Annotated in this window: 19 protein-coding genes and 1 riboswitch; of the genes, 8 read left to right on the top strand and 11 right to left on the bottom strand. The window is 72.5% G+C overall.

All coding sequences use genetic code 11. The features are described from left to right. The first annotated feature begins 118 nt into the window (after positions 1-118). The 3 genes from MRBLMG1_RS06890 to MRBLMG1_RS06880 all read left to right on the top strand — a co-directional run bounded on the left by MRBLMG1_RS06890 (position 119) and on the right by MRBLMG1_RS06880 (position 2,579). Positions 119-1,144, top strand: a complete 1,026-nt coding sequence (locus MRBLMG1_RS06890) for a 6-phosphofructokinase (protein WP_367821758.1) — start codon at positions 119-121, stop codon at positions 1,142-1,144. 102 nt (positions 1,145-1,246) lie between these two features. Then, positions 1,247-2,191, top strand: coding sequence for a cytochrome c oxidase assembly protein (locus tag MRBLMG1_RS06885; RefSeq protein ID WP_367821756.1), 945 nt, complete (start codon positions 1,247-1,249; stop codon positions 2,189-2,191). A gap of 175 nt (positions 2,192-2,366) precedes the next feature. Then, a complete protein-coding gene (locus MRBLMG1_RS06880) occupies positions 2,367-2,579 on the top strand; it encodes a hypothetical protein (RefSeq protein WP_367821907.1) in 213 nt (70 codons plus the stop codon). A gap of 41 nt (positions 2,580-2,620) precedes the next feature. On the opposite strand, the gene MRBLMG1_RS06875 is transcribed toward MRBLMG1_RS06880, so the two are convergent. Then, positions 2,621-3,655, bottom strand: coding sequence for a DUF3048 domain-containing protein (locus MRBLMG1_RS06875; RefSeq protein ID WP_367821754.1), 1,035 nt, complete (start codon positions 3,653-3,655; stop codon positions 2,621-2,623). A gap of 80 nt (positions 3,656-3,735) precedes the next feature. Between MRBLMG1_RS06875 and MRBLMG1_RS06870 the strand changes: the two genes are divergently transcribed. Together MRBLMG1_RS06870 and MRBLMG1_RS06865 are read left to right on the top strand one after the other, a co-directional pair. Then, positions 3,736-4,455, top strand: coding sequence for a lysophospholipid acyltransferase family protein (locus MRBLMG1_RS06870; protein ID WP_367821899.1), 720 nt, complete (start codon positions 3,736-3,738; stop codon positions 4,453-4,455). 64 nt (positions 4,456-4,519) lie between these two features. Then, on the top strand, positions 4,520-5,557 hold the full coding sequence (locus MRBLMG1_RS06865; protein WP_367821752.1) for an NAD-dependent epimerase/dehydratase family protein: 1,038 nt from the start codon (positions 4,520-4,522) through the stop codon (positions 5,555-5,557). A 65-nt stretch (positions 5,558-5,622) separates the two neighbouring features. Here MRBLMG1_RS06865 and MRBLMG1_RS06860 read toward each other — a convergent pair whose 3' ends face one another. The 8 genes from MRBLMG1_RS06860 to MRBLMG1_RS06825 all read right to left on the bottom strand — a co-directional run bounded on the left by MRBLMG1_RS06860 (position 5,623) and on the right by MRBLMG1_RS06825 (position 12,804). Then, a complete protein-coding gene (locus MRBLMG1_RS06860; RefSeq protein ID WP_367821750.1) occupies positions 5,623-7,200 on the bottom strand; it encodes an alpha/beta hydrolase in 1,578 nt (525 codons plus the stop codon). A 169-nt stretch (positions 7,201-7,369) separates the two neighbouring features. Further along, a complete protein-coding gene (locus MRBLMG1_RS06855; RefSeq protein WP_367821897.1) occupies positions 7,370-8,113 on the bottom strand; it encodes an urease accessory protein UreD in 744 nt (247 codons plus the stop codon). Further along, positions 8,110-8,787: an urease accessory protein UreG gene (gene ureG, locus MRBLMG1_RS06850; protein WP_367821749.1), complete on the bottom strand. Its 678-nt coding sequence runs from the start codon at positions 8,785-8,787 to the stop codon at positions 8,110-8,112. The genes MRBLMG1_RS06855 and ureG overlap by 4 nt, the downstream gene beginning before the upstream one ends. A gap of 26 nt (positions 8,788-8,813) precedes the next feature. Then, complete coding sequence (locus tag MRBLMG1_RS06845; RefSeq protein WP_367821748.1) at positions 8,814-9,479, bottom strand: urease accessory protein UreF; 666 nt, start codon at positions 9,477-9,479, stop codon at positions 8,814-8,816. Between the two features lie 13 nt (positions 9,480-9,492). Further along, on the bottom strand, positions 9,493-11,214 hold the full coding sequence (locus MRBLMG1_RS06840) for an urease subunit alpha (protein WP_367821747.1): 1,722 nt from the start codon (positions 11,212-11,214) through the stop codon (positions 9,493-9,495). Further along, on the bottom strand, positions 11,207-11,548 hold the full coding sequence (locus tag MRBLMG1_RS06835) for an urease subunit beta (RefSeq protein ID WP_367821745.1): 342 nt from the start codon (positions 11,546-11,548) through the stop codon (positions 11,207-11,209). The genes MRBLMG1_RS06840 and MRBLMG1_RS06835 overlap by 8 nt, the downstream gene beginning before the upstream one ends. A 13-nt stretch (positions 11,549-11,561) precedes the next feature. Continuing rightward, a complete protein-coding gene (locus MRBLMG1_RS06830) occupies positions 11,562-11,864 on the bottom strand; it encodes an urease subunit gamma (protein WP_017241412.1) in 303 nt (100 codons plus the stop codon). A 661-nt stretch (positions 11,865-12,525) separates the two neighbouring features. Then, positions 12,526-12,804 (bottom strand): type II toxin-antitoxin system Phd/YefM family antitoxin, encoded by a 279-nt coding sequence (locus MRBLMG1_RS06825; RefSeq protein WP_367821744.1) that lies wholly within the window; start codon positions 12,802-12,804, stop codon positions 12,526-12,528. Between the two features lie 43 nt (positions 12,805-12,847). On the opposite strand from MRBLMG1_RS06825, the gene MRBLMG1_RS06820 reads away from it, so the two are divergent. From MRBLMG1_RS06820 to MRBLMG1_RS06810, 3 genes are all read left to right on the top strand, one after another. Then, on the top strand, positions 12,848-13,486 hold the full coding sequence (locus MRBLMG1_RS06820) for an ATP-dependent Clp protease proteolytic subunit (RefSeq protein ID WP_367821743.1): 639 nt from the start codon (positions 12,848-12,850) through the stop codon (positions 13,484-13,486). A 7-nt stretch (positions 13,487-13,493) separates the two neighbouring features. Further along, the gene (locus MRBLMG1_RS06815; RefSeq protein ID WP_367821742.1) at positions 13,494-13,799 is read left to right on the top strand and encodes a hypothetical protein; all 306 of its coding nucleotides are present in this window, start codon (positions 13,494-13,496) and stop codon (positions 13,797-13,799) included. 339 nt (positions 13,800-14,138) lie between these two features. Then, positions 14,139-14,320, top strand: a riboswitch (cyclic di-AMP (ydaO/yuaA leader). A gap of 3 nt (positions 14,321-14,323) precedes the next feature. Then, the gene (locus MRBLMG1_RS06810) at positions 14,324-14,800 is read left to right on the top strand and encodes a C40 family peptidase (protein WP_367821740.1); all 477 of its coding nucleotides are present in this window, start codon (positions 14,324-14,326) and stop codon (positions 14,798-14,800) included. 75 nt (positions 14,801-14,875) lie between these two features. Here MRBLMG1_RS06810 and MRBLMG1_RS06805 read toward each other — a convergent pair whose 3' ends face one another. Together MRBLMG1_RS06805 and MRBLMG1_RS06800 are read right to left on the bottom strand one after the other, a co-directional pair. After that, positions 14,876-15,310, bottom strand: a complete 435-nt coding sequence (locus MRBLMG1_RS06805; protein ID WP_367821738.1) for an ATP-binding protein — start codon at positions 15,308-15,310, stop codon at positions 14,876-14,878. A 335-nt stretch (positions 15,311-15,645) separates the two neighbouring features. Next, on the bottom strand, positions 15,646-16,824 hold the full coding sequence (locus MRBLMG1_RS06800; protein WP_367821736.1) for an 8-amino-7-oxononanoate synthase: 1,179 nt from the start codon (positions 16,822-16,824) through the stop codon (positions 15,646-15,648). Between the last annotated feature and the right edge of the window lie 65 nt (positions 16,825-16,889).

Below are 16,889 nucleotides of genomic sequence, written 5' to 3'. Positions count from 1 at the left end.
CGTTGTCCACTGTGCGGACATCCGGTTCGGCCCCGCCACGCTGCGGCTATAGGGTGGCGGGGATCCAGCCGGACGACGTGGTCCGGGAGTCGGCCCACGTTGCAAAGGTTTTTGGGCTATGCGCATTGGCGTGCTCACCTCCGGCGGAGACTGCCCCGGTCTGAACGCTGTCATCCGTTCCGTCGTGCACCGCGCCGTCGTCGACCACGGCGACGAGGTCATCGGCTTCCACGACGGGTGGAGGGGCCTCCTGGAGTGCGACTACCGAAAGCTCGACCTCGACGCGGTCGGCGGCATCCTGGCCCGGGGCGGCACCATCCTCGGCTCCTCGCGGGTCCAGCCCGCGCACCTCGTCGGCGGCGTCGAGAAGGCCAAGGGCCACGTCGCCGACCTGGGGCTCGACGCGATCATCCCGATCGGCGGCGAGGGCACCCTGAAGGCGGCGAACCTGCTGTCCGAGGCCGGTCTCCCGATCGTCGGCGTCCCGAAGACGATCGACAACGACATCGCCTCCACCGACGTCACCTTCGGCTTCGACACCGCCGTCACCGTGGCCACCGAGGCCCTCGACCGGCTGAAGACCACCGCCGAGTCGCACCAGCGGGTCCTCGTCGTCGAGGTCATGGGCCGCCACACCGGCTGGATAGCGCTGCACTCCGGCATGGCCGCCGGCGCGCACGCCGTGGTGGTCCCCGAGCGCCCCTTCGACATCGACGAGCTGACCGCCCGGGTCGGCGAGCGCTTCGAGGCCGGCAAGCGGTTCGCGATCGTGGTCGTCGCCGAGGGCGCGAAGCCGGCCGAGGGCTCGATGGACTTCAAGACCGCCGGCACCGACATCTACGGCCACGAGCGCTTCACCGGCATCGCCAACCAGCTCTCCGTGGAACTGGAGCGGCGCCTCGGCAAGGAGGCCCGACCGGTCATCCTGGGCCACGTCCAGCGCGGCGGCACCCCCACCGCGTACGACCGCGTCCTCGCGACCCGCTTCGGCTGGCACGCGGTCGAGGCCGCGCACCGGGGCGAGTTCGGCATGCTGACCGCGCTGCGCGGCACCGAGATCACGATGGTCCCGCTGGCCCAGGCCGTGGAGACCCTCAAGACGGTCCCGGCCGACCGCTACGCCGAGGCGGAGTGCGTGCTCTGACGACTCCCGTACGTGACATCCGCCCCCGGTCGCGGTCGCGACCGGGGGCGGTTCTAGTCTGGTGCGGACAACAAGCGCGAATCGGGCTCCAGGAGTGTACGGATGGATCACAGCGGGCACGGCATGACCACGGATCTGCCGCCGTTCACGCTGGGCCGGGGCCTGGAGTTCTCTCCCGACCTCTTCTTCCTGATCGGCTGCCTCGCGGCACTCGGTCTGTACGGGTGGGGCGTGGCGCGGCTGCGGCGGCGCGGGGACGCGTGGCCGGTGAGCCGGACGGTGTTCTTCACGGTCGGCGTGCTGTCCGTCGCCCTGATGATGTGCACCAAGCTCAACGACTACGGCATGGTCATGTTCAGCGTGCACATGGTGCAGCACATGGTGATCTCCATGCTGTCGCCGATCCTGCTGCTGCTCGGCGCGCCGGTGACGCTCGCGCTGCGGGCGCTCCCGGTGGCCGGCCGGGGCTCGCTCGGACCGCGTGAGCTGCTCCTGAAGCTGCTGCACAGCCGGTACATGAAGGTGATCACGCACCCGGCGTTCACGATCTCGATGTTCGTCGCGAGCCTCTACGGGCTGTACTTCTCCCCGCTCTTCGACTTCCTGATGGGCTCGAAGGCGGGGCACATCGGCATGATGGTGCACTTCCTGATGGTGGGCCTGGTCTTCTTCTGGCCGATCATGGGCGTCGACCCGGGCCCGCACCGGCCGGGCTACGTGATGCGGATGCTGGAGCTGTTCGCGGGGATGCCGTTCCACGCCTTCTTCGGCATCGCGATGATGATGGCGACCGGGCCGCTGGTGGACGCGTACAAGAACCCGCCGGCCTCGCTCGGGATCGACGCGCTCGCCGACCAGAACGCGGCGGGCGGCATCGCCTGGGCGTTCAGCGAGATCCCGTCGGTGATCGTCCTGATCGCGCTGGTCTACCAGTGGTACCACTCCGAGCAGCGGCAGGCCGTCCGCAAGGACCGGGCCGCCGACCGCGACGGTGACAAGGAGCTGGAGGCGTACAACGCGTACCTGGCCTCGCTCCGGAGTCGCTGACGGCGTCGCCGACTCCCCCGCGGACCGTTTCCGGGTCCGGTGCCGTTCTCGGCGCCGGACCCGGTTCGCGTACCGGCGCACGCCGGAGCGTCCGGGGAGTAGCGCGCGCCCCTCTCCCGGGGTCACGATGGCAGGGACGGCTTCCACGGCCCCCGGTCGGGAGGAGGGCGGACACATGTCCGGTCCCACGAAGACGATGACGGTGCTCACCTGCGCGGCGCTGGTGCTCACGACGGCCTACACGGTGGCGCTCGGCAGCAGCGGCTGGCTCTGGTTCGGCCTGGTGCTGCTGATCGTCGCCACGATCGGCATGGCCGCGGCGGACAGCTCGGAGACGCCCGCCCCGCACGCCCGCCCACCGGGACGCCCCGGCCCGACGCAGCCCTGAACGCCTCCGGGCGCATCCGGATCCGATCCGCCCGACCGGCCTCAGGCCCGCGGGGCGAGGACCACCCAGACCTGGCCGGGGGCGAAGGGCATGGGCGCACCGGCCGGAGTGGTGAACGTGGTGCCGGAGGAGGCCGTGGGACGGGACCAGCGGGCCTCGTGGGCGCGGCCGTCGCGCAGCACGAGCGCGGTGCCGCTGCCGACGGTCTCGCTGTACGGGGAGACCGATCCGAACCGGTCGTGGAAGCGGGACGGCCGGACGGTGACGCGCTGGACGACCACCGTGGCGGGCCCGAGCGGTCCCGTGTCGGTGGCGCGGGCCTCGCGGCCGTCCATGGCCACCCGCCAGGCGCGGTCGGCGGCGGACCAGGTGAAGGTGTAGCGCGCCGCCGGGAAGCGGACGGTCGAGGTCTCGACCGGCGTGCCGCCGGCCGGCGCCGGCCCGAAGCGGAAGCCGATGTCCGGTGCGTCGTCGGCCCCCGGGGCGGTGGCGAGCGCCCGGGCGGGACGCAGGTAGAGGTTGTGCGGGGCGGCCCGGGCGGGCGAGCGCCGGAAGGCCTGGGGCGCGGTGGTCTCCGTGACGAGGTCGAGGGGCGCGGCCCGCAGCAGGGGGTTCAGGGCGGACTGCGCGCCGGAGTAGGCGAGGACGGGCCGCCCGAAGTCGCCGAGCAGCGCGATGTCGGACTCGCGGGCGCTGCGAACGGGCCCGGTGAGCTCGGGAAGGCGGGAGGAGTAGACGGCCAGGAGGCGGGTGACTCCGCCCTCGACCTGCTCGACGTAGACGAGGTCGGCGGCGCCGAGCCCGGTGTGGGGACGAGCCGCGGGCACGTTGTCGAGCTTCACGGCCAGGACGGGGGCGGGGCGCGCGGGCAGCCCGGTGAACGGCGACCGGCCGGTGGACGCCGGGGGCGGGGACGTGGGCGCCGCCGGGGACGTGGTGGCGGGCGGGGGCGTCGGCACGGGGCTCGGCTCCGGCGGGCCCGAGTCGGAGCAGCCGTACAACCCGGCCGCCGTCACCGCGCACAGCAGCGCGGTGAGGACGCGGCCGGGGCGCCTGGCTCCGCGCTCGCCTGTCATGGTGACGCTCCCCCACCAGTGGACCACGGGCCCGCGCACGGATACAACGGGTCGTGACGGACGACGAACGGGGGTCGCGGGTGTTCTACCACCTGATGAAGCACGTACTGCTCGGACCGCTCCTGAGGCTGTTGTTCAGGCCGCGGATCGAGGGGCTCGAACACGTCCCGGAGGAGGGCGCGGCGATCGTCGCGGGCAACCACCTCTCCTTCTCCGACCACTTCCTGATGCCGGCGGTGCTCGACCGGCGGATCACCTTCCTCGCCAAGCAGGAGTACTTCACCGGTCCGGGGCTCAAGGGGCGGCTGACGGCCGCGTTCTTCCGGGCGGCCGGGCAGATCCCGGTGGACCGCTCCGGGAAGGAGGCCGGGAAGGCGGCGATCCGCGAGGGGCTCGGCGTGCTGGCCAAGGGCGAACTGCTCGGCATCTACCCGGAGGGGACCCGCTCGCACGACGGGCGCCTCTACAAGGGCAAGGTGGGGGTGGCGGTGATGGCGCTGACCGCCGGTGTGCCGGTGGTGCCGTGCGCGATGGTCGGCACGTTCGAGATCCAGCCGCCGGGGAAGGTCGTGCCGCGGATCCGCCGCGTCACCATCCGGTTCGGCGCGCCGCTGGACTTCTCCCGGTTCGCGGGTTCCGCGGACGAGCGGGCCGTGGTGCGCGCGGTGACGGACGAGATCATGTACGAGATCCTGCGCCTGTCCGGGCAGGAGTACGTCGACGACTACGCGGCGGTGGTCAAGGCCGCGGAGGCGCCGGACGACGGAGATCCGCGGAAGTTCCCCCGCGGGGAACGCTGAGGGCGGATCCGCGCACGGCGCAATCGCTTGGGCCGCGGGTCCCGGCGCCTCTAGCGTCGCGATCATGACCAAGGGAAACGCGTTCGTGCTGGGTGCGTCGGGACAGGTGGGGCGGGCGGCCGTACGGGCCCTCGTCGCGGACGGCTGGGAGGTGACGGCCGCCTCGCGGGGCGGCGGCAGGGACGGGCGGTGGCCCGACGAGGTCCGTACGGTGCGGCTCGACCGGACCGAGGAGGGGGCGCTCGCGGCGGCGCTCGGTGACGGCTGTGACGTGCTCGTCGACATCGTCGCCTACGACCGCGCGCACGGAAGGCAGTTGACCGGACTCGCCGGCCGGATCGGCTCGGCCGTCGTGGTGTCGAGCGGCGCGGTCTACGAGGACGGGAAGGGCCGCAGCTTCGACACCCAGGACCGGCCGGACGGCTTCCCCGCCTTCCCGGTGCCGGTCGCGGAGGACTGGCGTACGGTCGCGCCCGGCGACTCCACGTACAGCACGCGGAAGGTGGCCCTGGAACGGGAGCTGCTCGCGGCGGGCGACGCCCTGCCGACGACCCTGCTGCGGGCCGGCGCGATCCACGGGCCGCACTGCCCCGGTCCGCGCGAACTGTGGTTCGTGAAGCGGGCGCTCGACGGGCGTCCGGTGCGCCCGCTCGCGTACGGCGGTGCCTCGCGGTTCCACCCGGCGCACGTGGACAACCTGGCGGAGCTCGTCCGGCTCGCGGCGGCGCGGCCGGGCAGCCGGGTCCTGAACGGCGCCGACCCCGAGGCGCCGACGGTGGCGGAGATCGGGGCCGCGATCGACGCGGTCATGGGGGTGGAGAGCGAGACGGTGCCGATCGCGGGGCCGCCGGAGGGCGTCGTGGGGCTCACCCCGTGGACGGCGGAGCACCCGGTCGTCTACGACATGGCCGCGGCCGGGCGCGAGTTGGGGTACCGGCCGGTGGTGTCGTACGCGGCGTCGCTGCCGGAGACCGTGGCGTGGCTCGTAGGGCACCTGGCGGACCGTGACTGGCGGGAGGCGTTCCCCGGTCTCGCGAAGTACGGGGTGGACTTCTTCGACTACGCGGCGGAGGACGCCTGGTCGGCTTCCTCGGCCCGGTAGCCGGGGGACGGCAGAAGGGGCGGCCGTCGGACGGCCGCCCCTCCCTCAGGTCGCTGTGGCGGGTGCTACGGCTGCGGAGTGGCGTGCGGGGCGCACGTCTGGTCCGTGGCGTCGAGCTTGCCGGTCAGCAGGTAGTCCTCGACCTTGGGGTTGAGGCACGGGTTCACGAGGCCGGTGATGCCATGCGAGCCGGCGTCCTTCTCCGTGATCAGGCGCGAGCCCTTGAAGCGCTTGTGCAGCTCGACGGCGCCCTCGTACGGGGTGGCGGCGTCACGCTCGGACTGGGTGATGAGCACGGGCGGCAGGCCCTTGTTCGTCTCCACCACGACCGGGCGCCGGCTCGGGGCGGCCCAGGTCGCGCACGGGAGGTTCATCCACGCGTTCGCCCAGGTCATGAACGGGTACTGCTCGTGGAGGCGGGAGTTGTCCCGGTCCCACTTCTTCCAGCTGGTCGGCCAGGGGGCGTCGGCGCACTCGACGGCGGTGTAGACGGCGTTGCCGTTCTCCGACGAGATGTTGCCGGCGGTGTCCGTGAGGTCCGCGGCGGCGTTGTCGATCAGCGGCTGCGGGTCGCCCGCGGCGTACGCGCTCCACGCCTCGGCCACCGGGGCCCACATGGAGTCGTAGTACGGGGCGTTCTGGAAGAAGCCGATGAGCTCGGCCGGACCGACCTTGCCGCCGAGGGGCGCCTTCTTGGCGTCGGCGCGCAGGGTGTTCCACTGCTCGCGGACCTCGGCGAGGGTGTCGCCGAGGTGGTAGGTGGCGTCGTGCTGGGCCACCCAGGTCATCCAGTCCGTGAGCCGGCCCTCGAAGGCGATGTCCTGGCCGAGGTTGGCCTCGTACCAGATGTTGCGGGTCGAGGGGTTCACGACGCTGTCCAGGACCATGCGGCGGACGTGCGTCGGGAACAGGGTGCCGTAGACCGCGCCGAGGTAGGTGCCGTACGAGACGCCGACGAAGTTCAGCTTCTTCTCGCCGAGCGCGGCGCGGACGACGTCGAGGTCGCGCGCCGTGTTGGGCGTGGTCATGAAGGGCAGCATGTCGCCGCTCTTCTCGGCGCAGCCCTTGGCGTACTCGGCGGCCAGCTTGCGCTGCGCCTGCTTGTCGGCCTCGCTGTCAGGGACCGGGTCGAGCTTGGGGCCCTTGACGAACTCGGTCGGGTCGACGCAGGAGATGGGGGCCGAGTGGCCGACACCGCGGGGGTCGAAGCCCACGAAGTCGTAGGCCTTGGCGGCGCCCGCCCAGATCTTGTTCTTGGTGGTGACCCGGCGCGGGAAGCGCATGCCGGAGCCGCCGGGGCCGCCCGGGTTGTAGAGCAGGGCGCCTTGGCGCTCGGCGGGGGTGCCGGTGGCGTTGATGCGGTCGACCGCGATCTTGATCTTCTTGCCGTTGGGCTCGGCGTAGTCGACCGGGACGGTGACCCAGCCGCACTGGATCGGCTTCTCCAGGCCCCAGTCGGCGGGGCAGTCCTGCCAGTCGATGCCCGCCTGGGCGGCGCGCGCGGCGGCGACGGCGACGCCGATCGACTCCGCGTCACGCAGGTGCCGGCTGTCGGCGTTCGCCACCGGCGCGGCGATGGCGCCGGCGACCAGCGTGCCGGCTATCAGCGTGCCGGCCGAGCCGAGCATTGCTGTACGTCTCAAATGGTCCTCCCCCAGGGTGGGCGCCATCCCCGTGACGGCGCCGCGTATCGGGTTGTCCGGGGGATCCTTTCGCCCTTGGGGCTCACGATGAAAGAGCGAACGCGCGTTTCTTTGCCGAACCAATAACCGGAGAGGTGTGTACCGCTGAGCGGTGACCTGTCGGAGCCGGTCAGCAGGGGGCGACCTCGGCCAGCACCGAGTCGAGCGCCCGGCGGAGCGCGAGGGCGTCCGGGGCGACGGCCGTGGCGAGCGCGGCGGGCCCGGCGAGCGGGGTGACGACGGCGTGCTCGCCGATCGGCCGGGACTCCACCGGCTTCGCGACGAACGCGGGGTCCACGACGAGGAGTTGGCCGGTGGCCCGGTGACCGCCGAGGACCGCGCCGCCGTCCCAGCCACCCGGCGCGCCCGCGCCGAAGGCCAGCTCCTGGTCGAGCAGCGGACGGCCGGCCCGGCGGACGGTGAGCCGGGTGACGAGGGTGCCGGGCGGTTCGCCGTGCCGGCCGAGGATCTGCTCCTCGCGCAGGACGAGCCGGGCCGTGGGGGCGAGTTCGACCGTGGTCCGCATCCGCAGCTCCGAGCCGTGCACGGAGACCACCTGCTCGGGCAGCCAGCGCAGCACGCCCTCCTCGCCGACGGAGATCCGGACGTCGTACGCGGCCGGCTCGCTGCTCCGGCCCGGCAGGGCGAGGGTGGCGGCGGCCGCGTCGACCAGGAGCCGGGCCCCGTCCCGTACCTCGGTCTCGATCGCGAGCCGGTCACCGCCGAGCGGGGCGCTCATCGCCCCCACGACGGTGACCCGGGTGTACGGTCCCGCCGCTCGGGTGCGGCGCAGGGCGAGGGGCCCGTCGCTCACCAGGAGCGGAAGCCCTCCGTCGGCGGTGGCGGCGATCCGTGCGGTGGCGCTCAGGCTCACGCGGTCCATGCCCCGAGTCGGGCCCGGACCCAGTCGGCGACGGGGCCGATGCCGTTCTCGGCGCGCAGCGAGGTGAAGGCGACGGGCAGTTCGCCGCGCTGCTCCTCGGCGTCGCGGGCCATCCGCGCCAGGTCGGAACCGACATAAGGGGCGAGATCGGTCTTGTTGATCACGAGGAGGTCGGCGGTGGTGACGCCGGGTCCGCCCTTGCGCGGGATGTCGTCGCCTCCGGCCACGTCGATGACGAAGATCTGGGCGTCGACGAGCCCCTTGGAGAAGGTGGCGGTGAGGTTGTCGCCGCCGGACTCGACGAGGATCAGGTCGAGCGGGCCGACGGCGTCCTCCAGTTCCTCGACTGCTTCGAGGTTGGCGGAGATGTCGTCGCGGATCGCCGTGTGCGGGCAGGCGCCGGTCTCCACCGCCTGGATCCGCTCGGGCGGCAGGACGGCGTTGCGGAGCAGGAACTCGGCGTCCTCCCGGGTGTAGATGTCGTTGGTGACGACGGCGAGGGAGAGCGTGTCGCGCAGCACCCGGCAGAGCGCGGCGACGGTCGCGGTCTTGCCGGATCCGACGGGCCCGCCGAGTCCGATGCGCAGGGCGCGGCGGGTGCCGTCGGGGCGGTGGGCGTCGGCGGAGACGGCGCCGTGGTGGGTGTGGTCGTGGTCGAGGTGCATGGGGCGGCTCCGTTGGGTCGGGCGGGTCAGGACGCGAAGAGGCGGACGGGCCAGGCCGCGTGCTGTTCGGCGGTGATGTCGAGGAGGGGCGCGGAGGCGGCGGGCAGCGCGTCGACGCCCTGCCGGGCTGCGGCGACCGCGCGCTCGGCGACCCCGTCCATCTCGGGCGCGAGGCGGGCCAGGACGGCGGTGGCCTGGTAGGGGTCGAGGCCGAGGAGGCGTACGACGGCGGTCGCGGGACCGCCGACGGTCTCGTACGCGACGCAGTGCGCGGCGTCCTCGGGGCCGAGTCCGGCGGCCCTGGCGGTGGCGCCGAGGACGACGGGCTGGTGCGCGCCGCGCGGGAAGGCCGCCGCCAGCGCGTCGAGTTCGGGGCTCGGCCAGGTCGCGCGGGCGGCCCGCATCAGCTGGCGGCCGAGCCGGCGGGCGGCGGCGCGGAGAGCGGGCGAGGGGGTACGGGCGTCGGCGGCCGCGTCGAGCTCGTACGGGTCGAGCCCGTGCGCGGCCCCGGCGGCGAGGGCGGCGGAGGTGAGGCCCGTGGTGTGCAGCCGGCCGCGGCAGAACGCCTCCAGGTCGGCGGCGTCCGTGATGCGGCCGGCCCGGACGGCGGCCTCGGCGCCGCCGGAGTGGGCGTGCCCGCCGGCGGGGAACCGCCCGTCGGCGAGCACGAGGAGAGCCGATCGTGACGTCATCGGAGGCACCTCCTCAGAAGAGGAAGTAACGCTGGGCCATGGGAAGTTCGACGGCCGGTGCGGGTTCCACCGGCTCGCCGTCGATGGTCACCGAGAAGGAGTCGGCGTCGACCTCGACCCGGGGCAGGGCGTCGTTCTCGCGCATGTCGGCCTTGGTGATCCGGCGGGTGGAGCCGATGGCGGTGAACTCCTTGTGCAGCCCGAGCCTGCGGGGAAGGTCGTCCTCGATCGCGGCCTGCGCGACGAAGTTGACCGACCCGGCCGCGGCGGCACGGCCGAGCGCGCCGAACATCGGGCGGGGCAGCACCGGCTGGGGCGTCGGGATGGAGGCGTTGGCGTCGCCCATCTGCGCGTACGCGATCTGGCCGCCCTTGACGACGACGAGCGGCTTCACCCCGAAGAAGGCCGGCTCCCACAGGACCAGGTCGGCGAGCTTGCCGGGTTCGACCGAGCCGATGAGGTGGTCCATGCCCTGGGCGACGGCCGGGTTGATCGTGTACTTGGCGACGTAGCGGCGGGCCCGGTGGTTGTCGGCGCGGCCGTCGCCGGGCAGCGCGCCGCGCCGCTTCTTCATGACGTGGGCGGTCTGCCAGGTACGCATGATCACCTCACCGATCCGGCCCATGGCCTGGGAGTCGGAGGAGATGATCGAGATGGCGCCCAGGTCGTGGAGGATGTCCTCGGCGGCGATGGTCGAGGGCCGGATGCGGGACTCGGCGAAGGCGAGGTCCTCGGGGACGGCCGGGTTGAGGTGGTGGCAGACCATCAGCATGTCGAGGTGTTCCTCGATGGTGTTGACGGTGTGCGGCCGGGTCGGGTTGGTCGAGCTGGGCAGGATGTACGGCTCGCCGACGACGGAGATGATGTCGGGGGCGTGCCCGCCGCCGGCGCCCTCCGTGTGGTACGCGTGGACGGTGCGGCCGGCGATGGCGGCGAGGGTGTCCCCGACGAATCCGGCCTCGTTCAGGGTGTCGGTGTGGATGGCGAGCTGGGCGCCGGTCTCCTCGCAGACGCCCAGGCAGGCGTCGATGACGGCGGGCGTGGCACCCCAGTCCTCGTGGATCTTGAAGCCGAGGGCGCCGCCGCGCAGTTGGGAGTGCATCGCCTCCCGGGACATCGTGTTGCCCTTGCCGAGCAGGCCGATGTTGACGGGGAAGGTGTCCAGGGCCTCGAACATCCGGGCCATGTGCCAAGGGCCCGGTGTGATCGTGGTCGCCTTGGTGCCCTCGGCCGGTCCGGTGCCGCCGCCGACGAGGGTGGTGACACCGGTGGCGAGGGCCTGTTCGACGACGGTCGGCGAGATGAAGTGGACATGGGCGTCGACGGCGCCGGCGGTCACGATCCGGCCGTTGCCGACGATGACCTCGGTTTCGGGGCCGATGACGAGGTCGGGGTGGACGCCGTCCATGGTGTCGGGGTTGCCGGCCTTGCCGAGCGCGGTGATCCGGCCGTCCCGGATGCCGATGTCGGCCTTGACGACGCCCCAGTGGTCGATCACCACGGCGCCGGTGATCACGGTGTCGGGGGCACCTTCGGCGCGCGTGGTGCGCGCCTGGCCCATCGACTCGCGGACGACCTTGCCGCCGCCGAAGACGGCCTCCTCGCCGGCCCGCCCGGGGCCGCCGCAGCGGTCCTCCTCGATCTCGACGAGGAGGTCGGTGTCGGCGAGGCGGATGCGGTCGCCGGTCGTGGGGCCGAACAGGTCGGCGTACACGGCACGGTGGAGGTCAGGCACGGTCGCCGTCCTTGTGCTCGTCGGTGGCGTCGAGGGGGCCCGCGGTCGCTCCGCGCAGGCCGGGCACGATCCGGCGGCCGGCCAGGGGGACGAGCTCGACCTCGACGGGGATGCCGGGCTCGAAGCGGACGGCGGTCCCGGCCGCGATGTGCAGGCGCTGTCCATGCGCGGCGGCGCGGTCGAACGCGAGGCCGGGGTTGACCTCGGCGAAATGGTAGTGGGAGCCGACCTGGACGGGGCGGTCGGCGGCGTTGAGCACGGTGAGGCGGGTGACGGGGCGCCCCTCGTTGAGGGTGACGGGACCGTCCCCGTAAAGGATCTCTCCGGGGATCATCTGCGGCCGCCCGTCAGACGATGGGGTCGTGGACGGTGACGAGCTTGGTGCCGTCCGGGAAGGTGGCCTCGACCTGGACGTCGTGGATCATCTCCGGGATGCCGTCCATGACCTCGTCACGGGTGAGCACCTTCCGCCCGGAGGCCATCAGCTCCGCGACGGTCCGTCCGTCCCTGGCACCTTCCAGGATGTGGGAGGTCACGAGCGCGACGGCCTCGGGGTGGTTGAGGCGGACCCCGCGGGCCCGGCGCTTCTCGGCCACGTCGGCCGCCACATGGATGAGCAGGCGCTCCTGCTCGTGCGGGCTCAGTTGCACTCTTCCACCTCACAGTCGTCGACCGGGACGGAACCCGGACAGCTGCGGACCCTACCGACCGTCAACACCGTGTTGAACTGAGGAGATGCGGTGCGCGGTCAGAGATTGCACGTTAGGGCGGAAGTTTTTCCGGCTCGTTAACTGCGCCTTTGCGTTTGCATGATCATCCGACCGGGTCGGCGCCGCGGGAGGCGTCCACGGCCGGGGACACGGCCGCGCCCGACGGCACGGACATCGAGTCAGCCCGCACAGGCCGTCCTCCAGGACGTCGACGGCGACGTCACCGAAGAGCGCCTGCGCGGGGTCTCCGTCCACACCTGGATGATCAACCGCGCGAAGGCCTGCCGGTCCGCTCCCTTGATTCGCTCCTCCAGGCAGAGCCGGAGCACCGCACCGAGGAGGACGTCGGGGGTGGGCGGCGGGGTGGCAGGACAGGGCGAGCGCGATGGCGGCGGCACCGGCGATGGCCGAAACGGGGGGGGCGGGTCCGCGACGTATACGGCGCCGTGGCCGTCACCCCCGGCGGCACGCGGCTCCTGACCGCGTTCGCGGGGAGCCCCCGTCGTCGGCTACTGCGCGAGGCGGTCGCGGCACAGCGACGGCGGGGCGCCCCGGTTCGCGGGCCGGGCCCTTCCCGAGGCTCCCGCGTTCACGTTGCCCCTCAGGAGGCGCCCGGGTCGCGGTGGTGGGCGGCGATGCCGAAGCGGCGCTGTTCGCCGGGAGCGGAGTCGACCGCGTGGAGTCCGGAGACCGAACTGACCACCTGCTCGTCGGCGGGCTTCTCCGCGGCCTCGAGTTCCTCCAGGTCAGCGGCGGAGACGAGGGCGACGAGCGGCTTCCCGTGGCGGGTGACGACGACGCGCTCACCGCCGTACACGACGCGGTTGATGAGGTCGGCGAGCTCGGCCCGGGCTTGCGTCACCGGGATCTCGTAGGTCATGCTCCACAGCTTACGGTCTGTACATCCTGTACATTTTTTACAGATGGAGGTGCCCGCCATGGACGCCCGTTACGTCCTGCCCGAGTTCACGGAGCGGACCCACTTCGGAACCCGGACCCTCGACCCGTACTCCAAACTCCTCGAATCGAGGATCGTCTTCCTCGGCACCCCGATCGACGAGACCTCGTCCAACGACGTCATCGCCCAGCTGCTGCACCTCGACTACGCGGCACCGGGCCGGGACATCTCGCTGTACATCAACTCCCCCGGCGGCTCGATCAGCGCCATGACCGCGATCTACGACACGATGCGGACGCTCTCCAGCGACGTGGAGACCACCTGTTTGGGCCAAGCCGCCTTCACCGCCGCCGTCCTGCTCGCCGCCGGCACCCCGGGCAAGCGCATGATGCTGCCCGGCGCCCGGATCACACTCGAACAGCCCACCCTGGACGAGCCGCTGCGGGGACAGCCGAGCGACCTCGACCTCCAGGCAAGCGAACTGCTCCGGCTGCGGGCCCTGGTGGCCGCGATGCTCACCGAACACACCGGCCGGAGCCGGGAACGGATCGACGCCGACATCGACCGCCTCACGGTCCTGGACGCCCCGGCGGCGGTCGCGTACGGCCTGGTCGACCACGTGCTCACGAGCCGGCGGGGCTCCGCCGGCGGCGCGGCGCGGTGAGGCGGCCGTGGTCCCCGAACTGCCGCCCCTGCCCGCCCTGACGCGGGCCGAGGGCGAATTCGTCGACGCGTACCTCGAAGTCGTCGACCTCCTGGGGAGGATCAACCCATCCAGAAGCTCGCATACTTATGGGGCGCTCCGTGCGGCACAAGCCCTGGTCGGACGCGCCGAGGCGTTGTGCGAAGCCCTGACGCTCATGCATATGCGGGGCGAGAGTGAGGTGCACGCCGAGACATTGGCGCGCGCCCTGCGGGTGTTGGACGGTGAGCGCCGGACCGACCGCGTCACCGTTCCCCGCACTCGCGCGAGTTGACATTCCGGCGTGTCGCGTCAAGGTCCGTACGGCCGACGCGCGCCGCAGAATCCCTCCCCCGTTCGGCGTAGTCGACGAATCGACATGCGACGTGGGCAAGTTGCACAGCAGGTGTACACATCTGGCGGAATCGAACGTTCCATCGCAGGTACGGGGCTCGTCGGCCAAACCTCCAAAGATCACAAAGGCTTTCTGTCCACCCGAACGGATCAGTCGTGAGGAGCCTCACATATCGCCGTTTCAACTCGGTTTTCGCCCATGTAGTGGGTCAAGATCCCTGACGACGACAAGCCCCCGCCGCCGCGGCGGGGCGGTCCGGGCGGACGCCGAGTCCTGCCGCTGTCCCGGACGTCTGGTCGACAGGATTGGATCGGCAGGAGTGGAGGACCCGATTTTTACGGGACGTACGCGCTGTTCCGGCAGCGACGCCGTTCCTTGGGGTGAAGCCGCAGCCGCGGCCGGGCATCTTCGCCAGCCCGAACCCGACAGGTCATCCTTCGCAGGCGGCTGACGAAGGGTTGCGCATGACTGCGCAGATGCACGTCCCGTCCCTGCTGTCCCGGGCCGGAGCCGTCTCGGCTCTCACCCTCGCCGCCGTCGGCGGCACGCTGTTCGCACCAGGAGCGGCGCCGGAGGCCCAGGCAGCGACCACACACGCGAACAAGGCACTGAGCGTCGCCGTATCGAAGAAGGGATCGCCGTACCGGTACGGAGCCACCGGACCCACCCGGTTCGACTGCTCCGGTCTGACGCTCTACGCGTACAAGAAGGCGGGCAAGTGGCTGCCTCGCACCGCGCAGCAGCAGTACAACAAGACCCGGCACATCTCCGCGTCCAGCAGACAACAGGGGGACCTGGTCTTCTTCCACTCCGGTGGAAGGGTCTACCACGTGGGGATCTACGCCGGCGGCGGCAAGATCTGGCACTCGCCCAAGACGGGATCCTGGGTGAAGCTCGACAAGATCTGGTCGTCCAAGGTCTACTACGGCCGCGTCCGCTGACGGCCCCCGGCCACTGAGCCGGGCCCCGGACCGCGGCGAGGAGTGGGGTGGCGCCGCCCCGCTCCTCCACCCGCGCTAGATCGCCACGCGGGCGGCCGTCCAGGGGAGCGTGATCGCGACCGTCTTGCCGCCCTCCTCGGTCGGCGTGACGGAGAGGCGGCCACCGGCCTCGGCCGCGAGGGAGCGGATGATGACGAGGCCGCGGCCGTTGTCCTGCTGGACCGCGGCCGGAAGGCGCCGGGGCCGGCGGGGGTGGCTGTCGGTCACACCGACGTGCAGGAGTTCCTCGCGCACCAGCCGTACGTCGACCGTGAAGGTCGGCGACTGGCCGAAGGTGTGCAGGACGGCGTTGGTGGCCAGCTCCGAGACGATCAGACGGATCGCGTCGGCGGTGTCGCCGCCATCGTCGAGGCCCCAGCCGGCGAGCACCTCCGCGACGTACCGCCGGGCCGTGGGGACCGAGGCGGGTTCGCTCGGCAGCGTGACGGATGCTTCCTGGTGATCTGCCATGGCGACGCTGTCCCTTTCCCGCCGGGAACACTGCCCCGGATTGCGCTTCGCGTCAGAGTGCCACCGATCGTGCCGCCCGGGGCGGGGTTCCACCAAGATATGTCCCCATCTGTCGCCCGAAGCGGTGAACTCTGCGACGTGCGAACGCGCTTGGTCCGCCGACTCAGACGACGGGTGCGCTCCGCAGAAGCGTCGCCACCACGCACTCAGACGACAGGCACCGTCCGCAGGAGCGTCGCCACCGCCCACTCAGACGACAGGCACCGTCCGCAGAATCGTCGGCACCACCCGCTCAGACGACAGGCACCGTCCGCAGAATCGTCGGCACCACCCGCTCAGACGACAGGCGCCGTCCGCAGGATCGTCGCCACCGCCCGCTCGATCTGCGCGTCCGTCAGGTCGGCGCGGGCCGTGAGCCGCAGCCGCGAGATGCCGTCGGGCACCGACGGCGGCCGGAAGCAGCCGACGAGGAGGCCCTGGTCGCGGCAGTCCGCCGCCCACGCCAGCGCCGCCTCCGGGGAGGGCGCGCGGACCGAGACGACCGCCGCGTCGGGCCTGGCAGAGGTGAGGCCCGCGTCGGTGAGCAGCCGGTGCAGGGTGATCGCGACGGTACGCGCCCGCTCGGCGAGGCCCGGCTCGGCGGCGATCAGCCGCAGGCTCGCGAGCGCCCCGCCGGCGGCGGCCGGGGCGAGCCCGGTGTCGAAGATGAAGGTGCGGGCCGCGTTGACCAGGTGCTCGATCACCCGCGCGGGGCCGAGCACGGCGCCGCCCTGGCTGCCCAGGGACTTGGAGAGGGTGAGGGTGGCGACGGCGTCCTCGTCCCCGGCGAGCCCGGCCTGGTGCAGGGCCCCCCTACCCCCCGTACCGAGGACGCCGAAGCCGTGGGCGTCGTCCACGACGAGCCCGGCACCGTGCGCACGGCAGGCGTCGGCGAGCTCGGACAGCGGGGCCTTGTCCCCGTCGACGGAGAAGACGGAGTCGCTGACGACCAGGGCACGCCTCCCGGGGTGCGCCTCCAGCGTCTTGCGCACCGCCTCGGGGTCGGTGTGCGGGACGACGGCCGTCTCGGCGCGGGCGAGGCGGCAGCCGTCCACGATCGACGCGTGGTTGGCGGCGTCGGACACGATCAGCGCGTCCCGGCCGCCGAGCGCCGTGAGCGCCGCCAGGTTGGCGGTGTATCCGGAGGAGAAGACCAGGGCCGCCTCGAAGCCGCAGAAGTCGGCGAGTTCGCGCTCCAGGCGGGTGTGCAGCCGGGTGGTGCCGGTGACGAGCCGCGAGCCGGTGGCTCCGGCGCCCCAGCGCCGTGCCGCCTCGGCCGCCGCCTCGGTGACCTCCGGGCGGCGGGTGAGCCCGAGGTAGTCGTTGCTCGCCAGGTCGAGGAGCTCCGACTCGGCCGCGCGGGGCCGCAGCGTACGGACGAGACCGGCCTCCGCCCGGCGGCGCGCCTCGGCGTCGGTCCAGTCGAACGCGGTCCGGCGCGGGCCCGCGGCCCGTGCGTCGTCGGCCTGTGGCATACGGCGATCCTTTTGTAGGCAGCGCACAGACCCTAACCGGAGCATGCCGAGGTCGGGATGTGGTC

Source organism: Streptomyces sp. LMG1-1-1.1 (assembly GCF_040815545.1).
Taxonomy (GTDB): Bacteria; Actinomycetota; Actinomycetes; order Streptomycetales; family Streptomycetaceae; genus Streptomyces.
The sequence above is the reverse complement of the archived record's forward strand: the minus strand, read 5'-3'. Positions and strand labels throughout refer to the sequence as shown.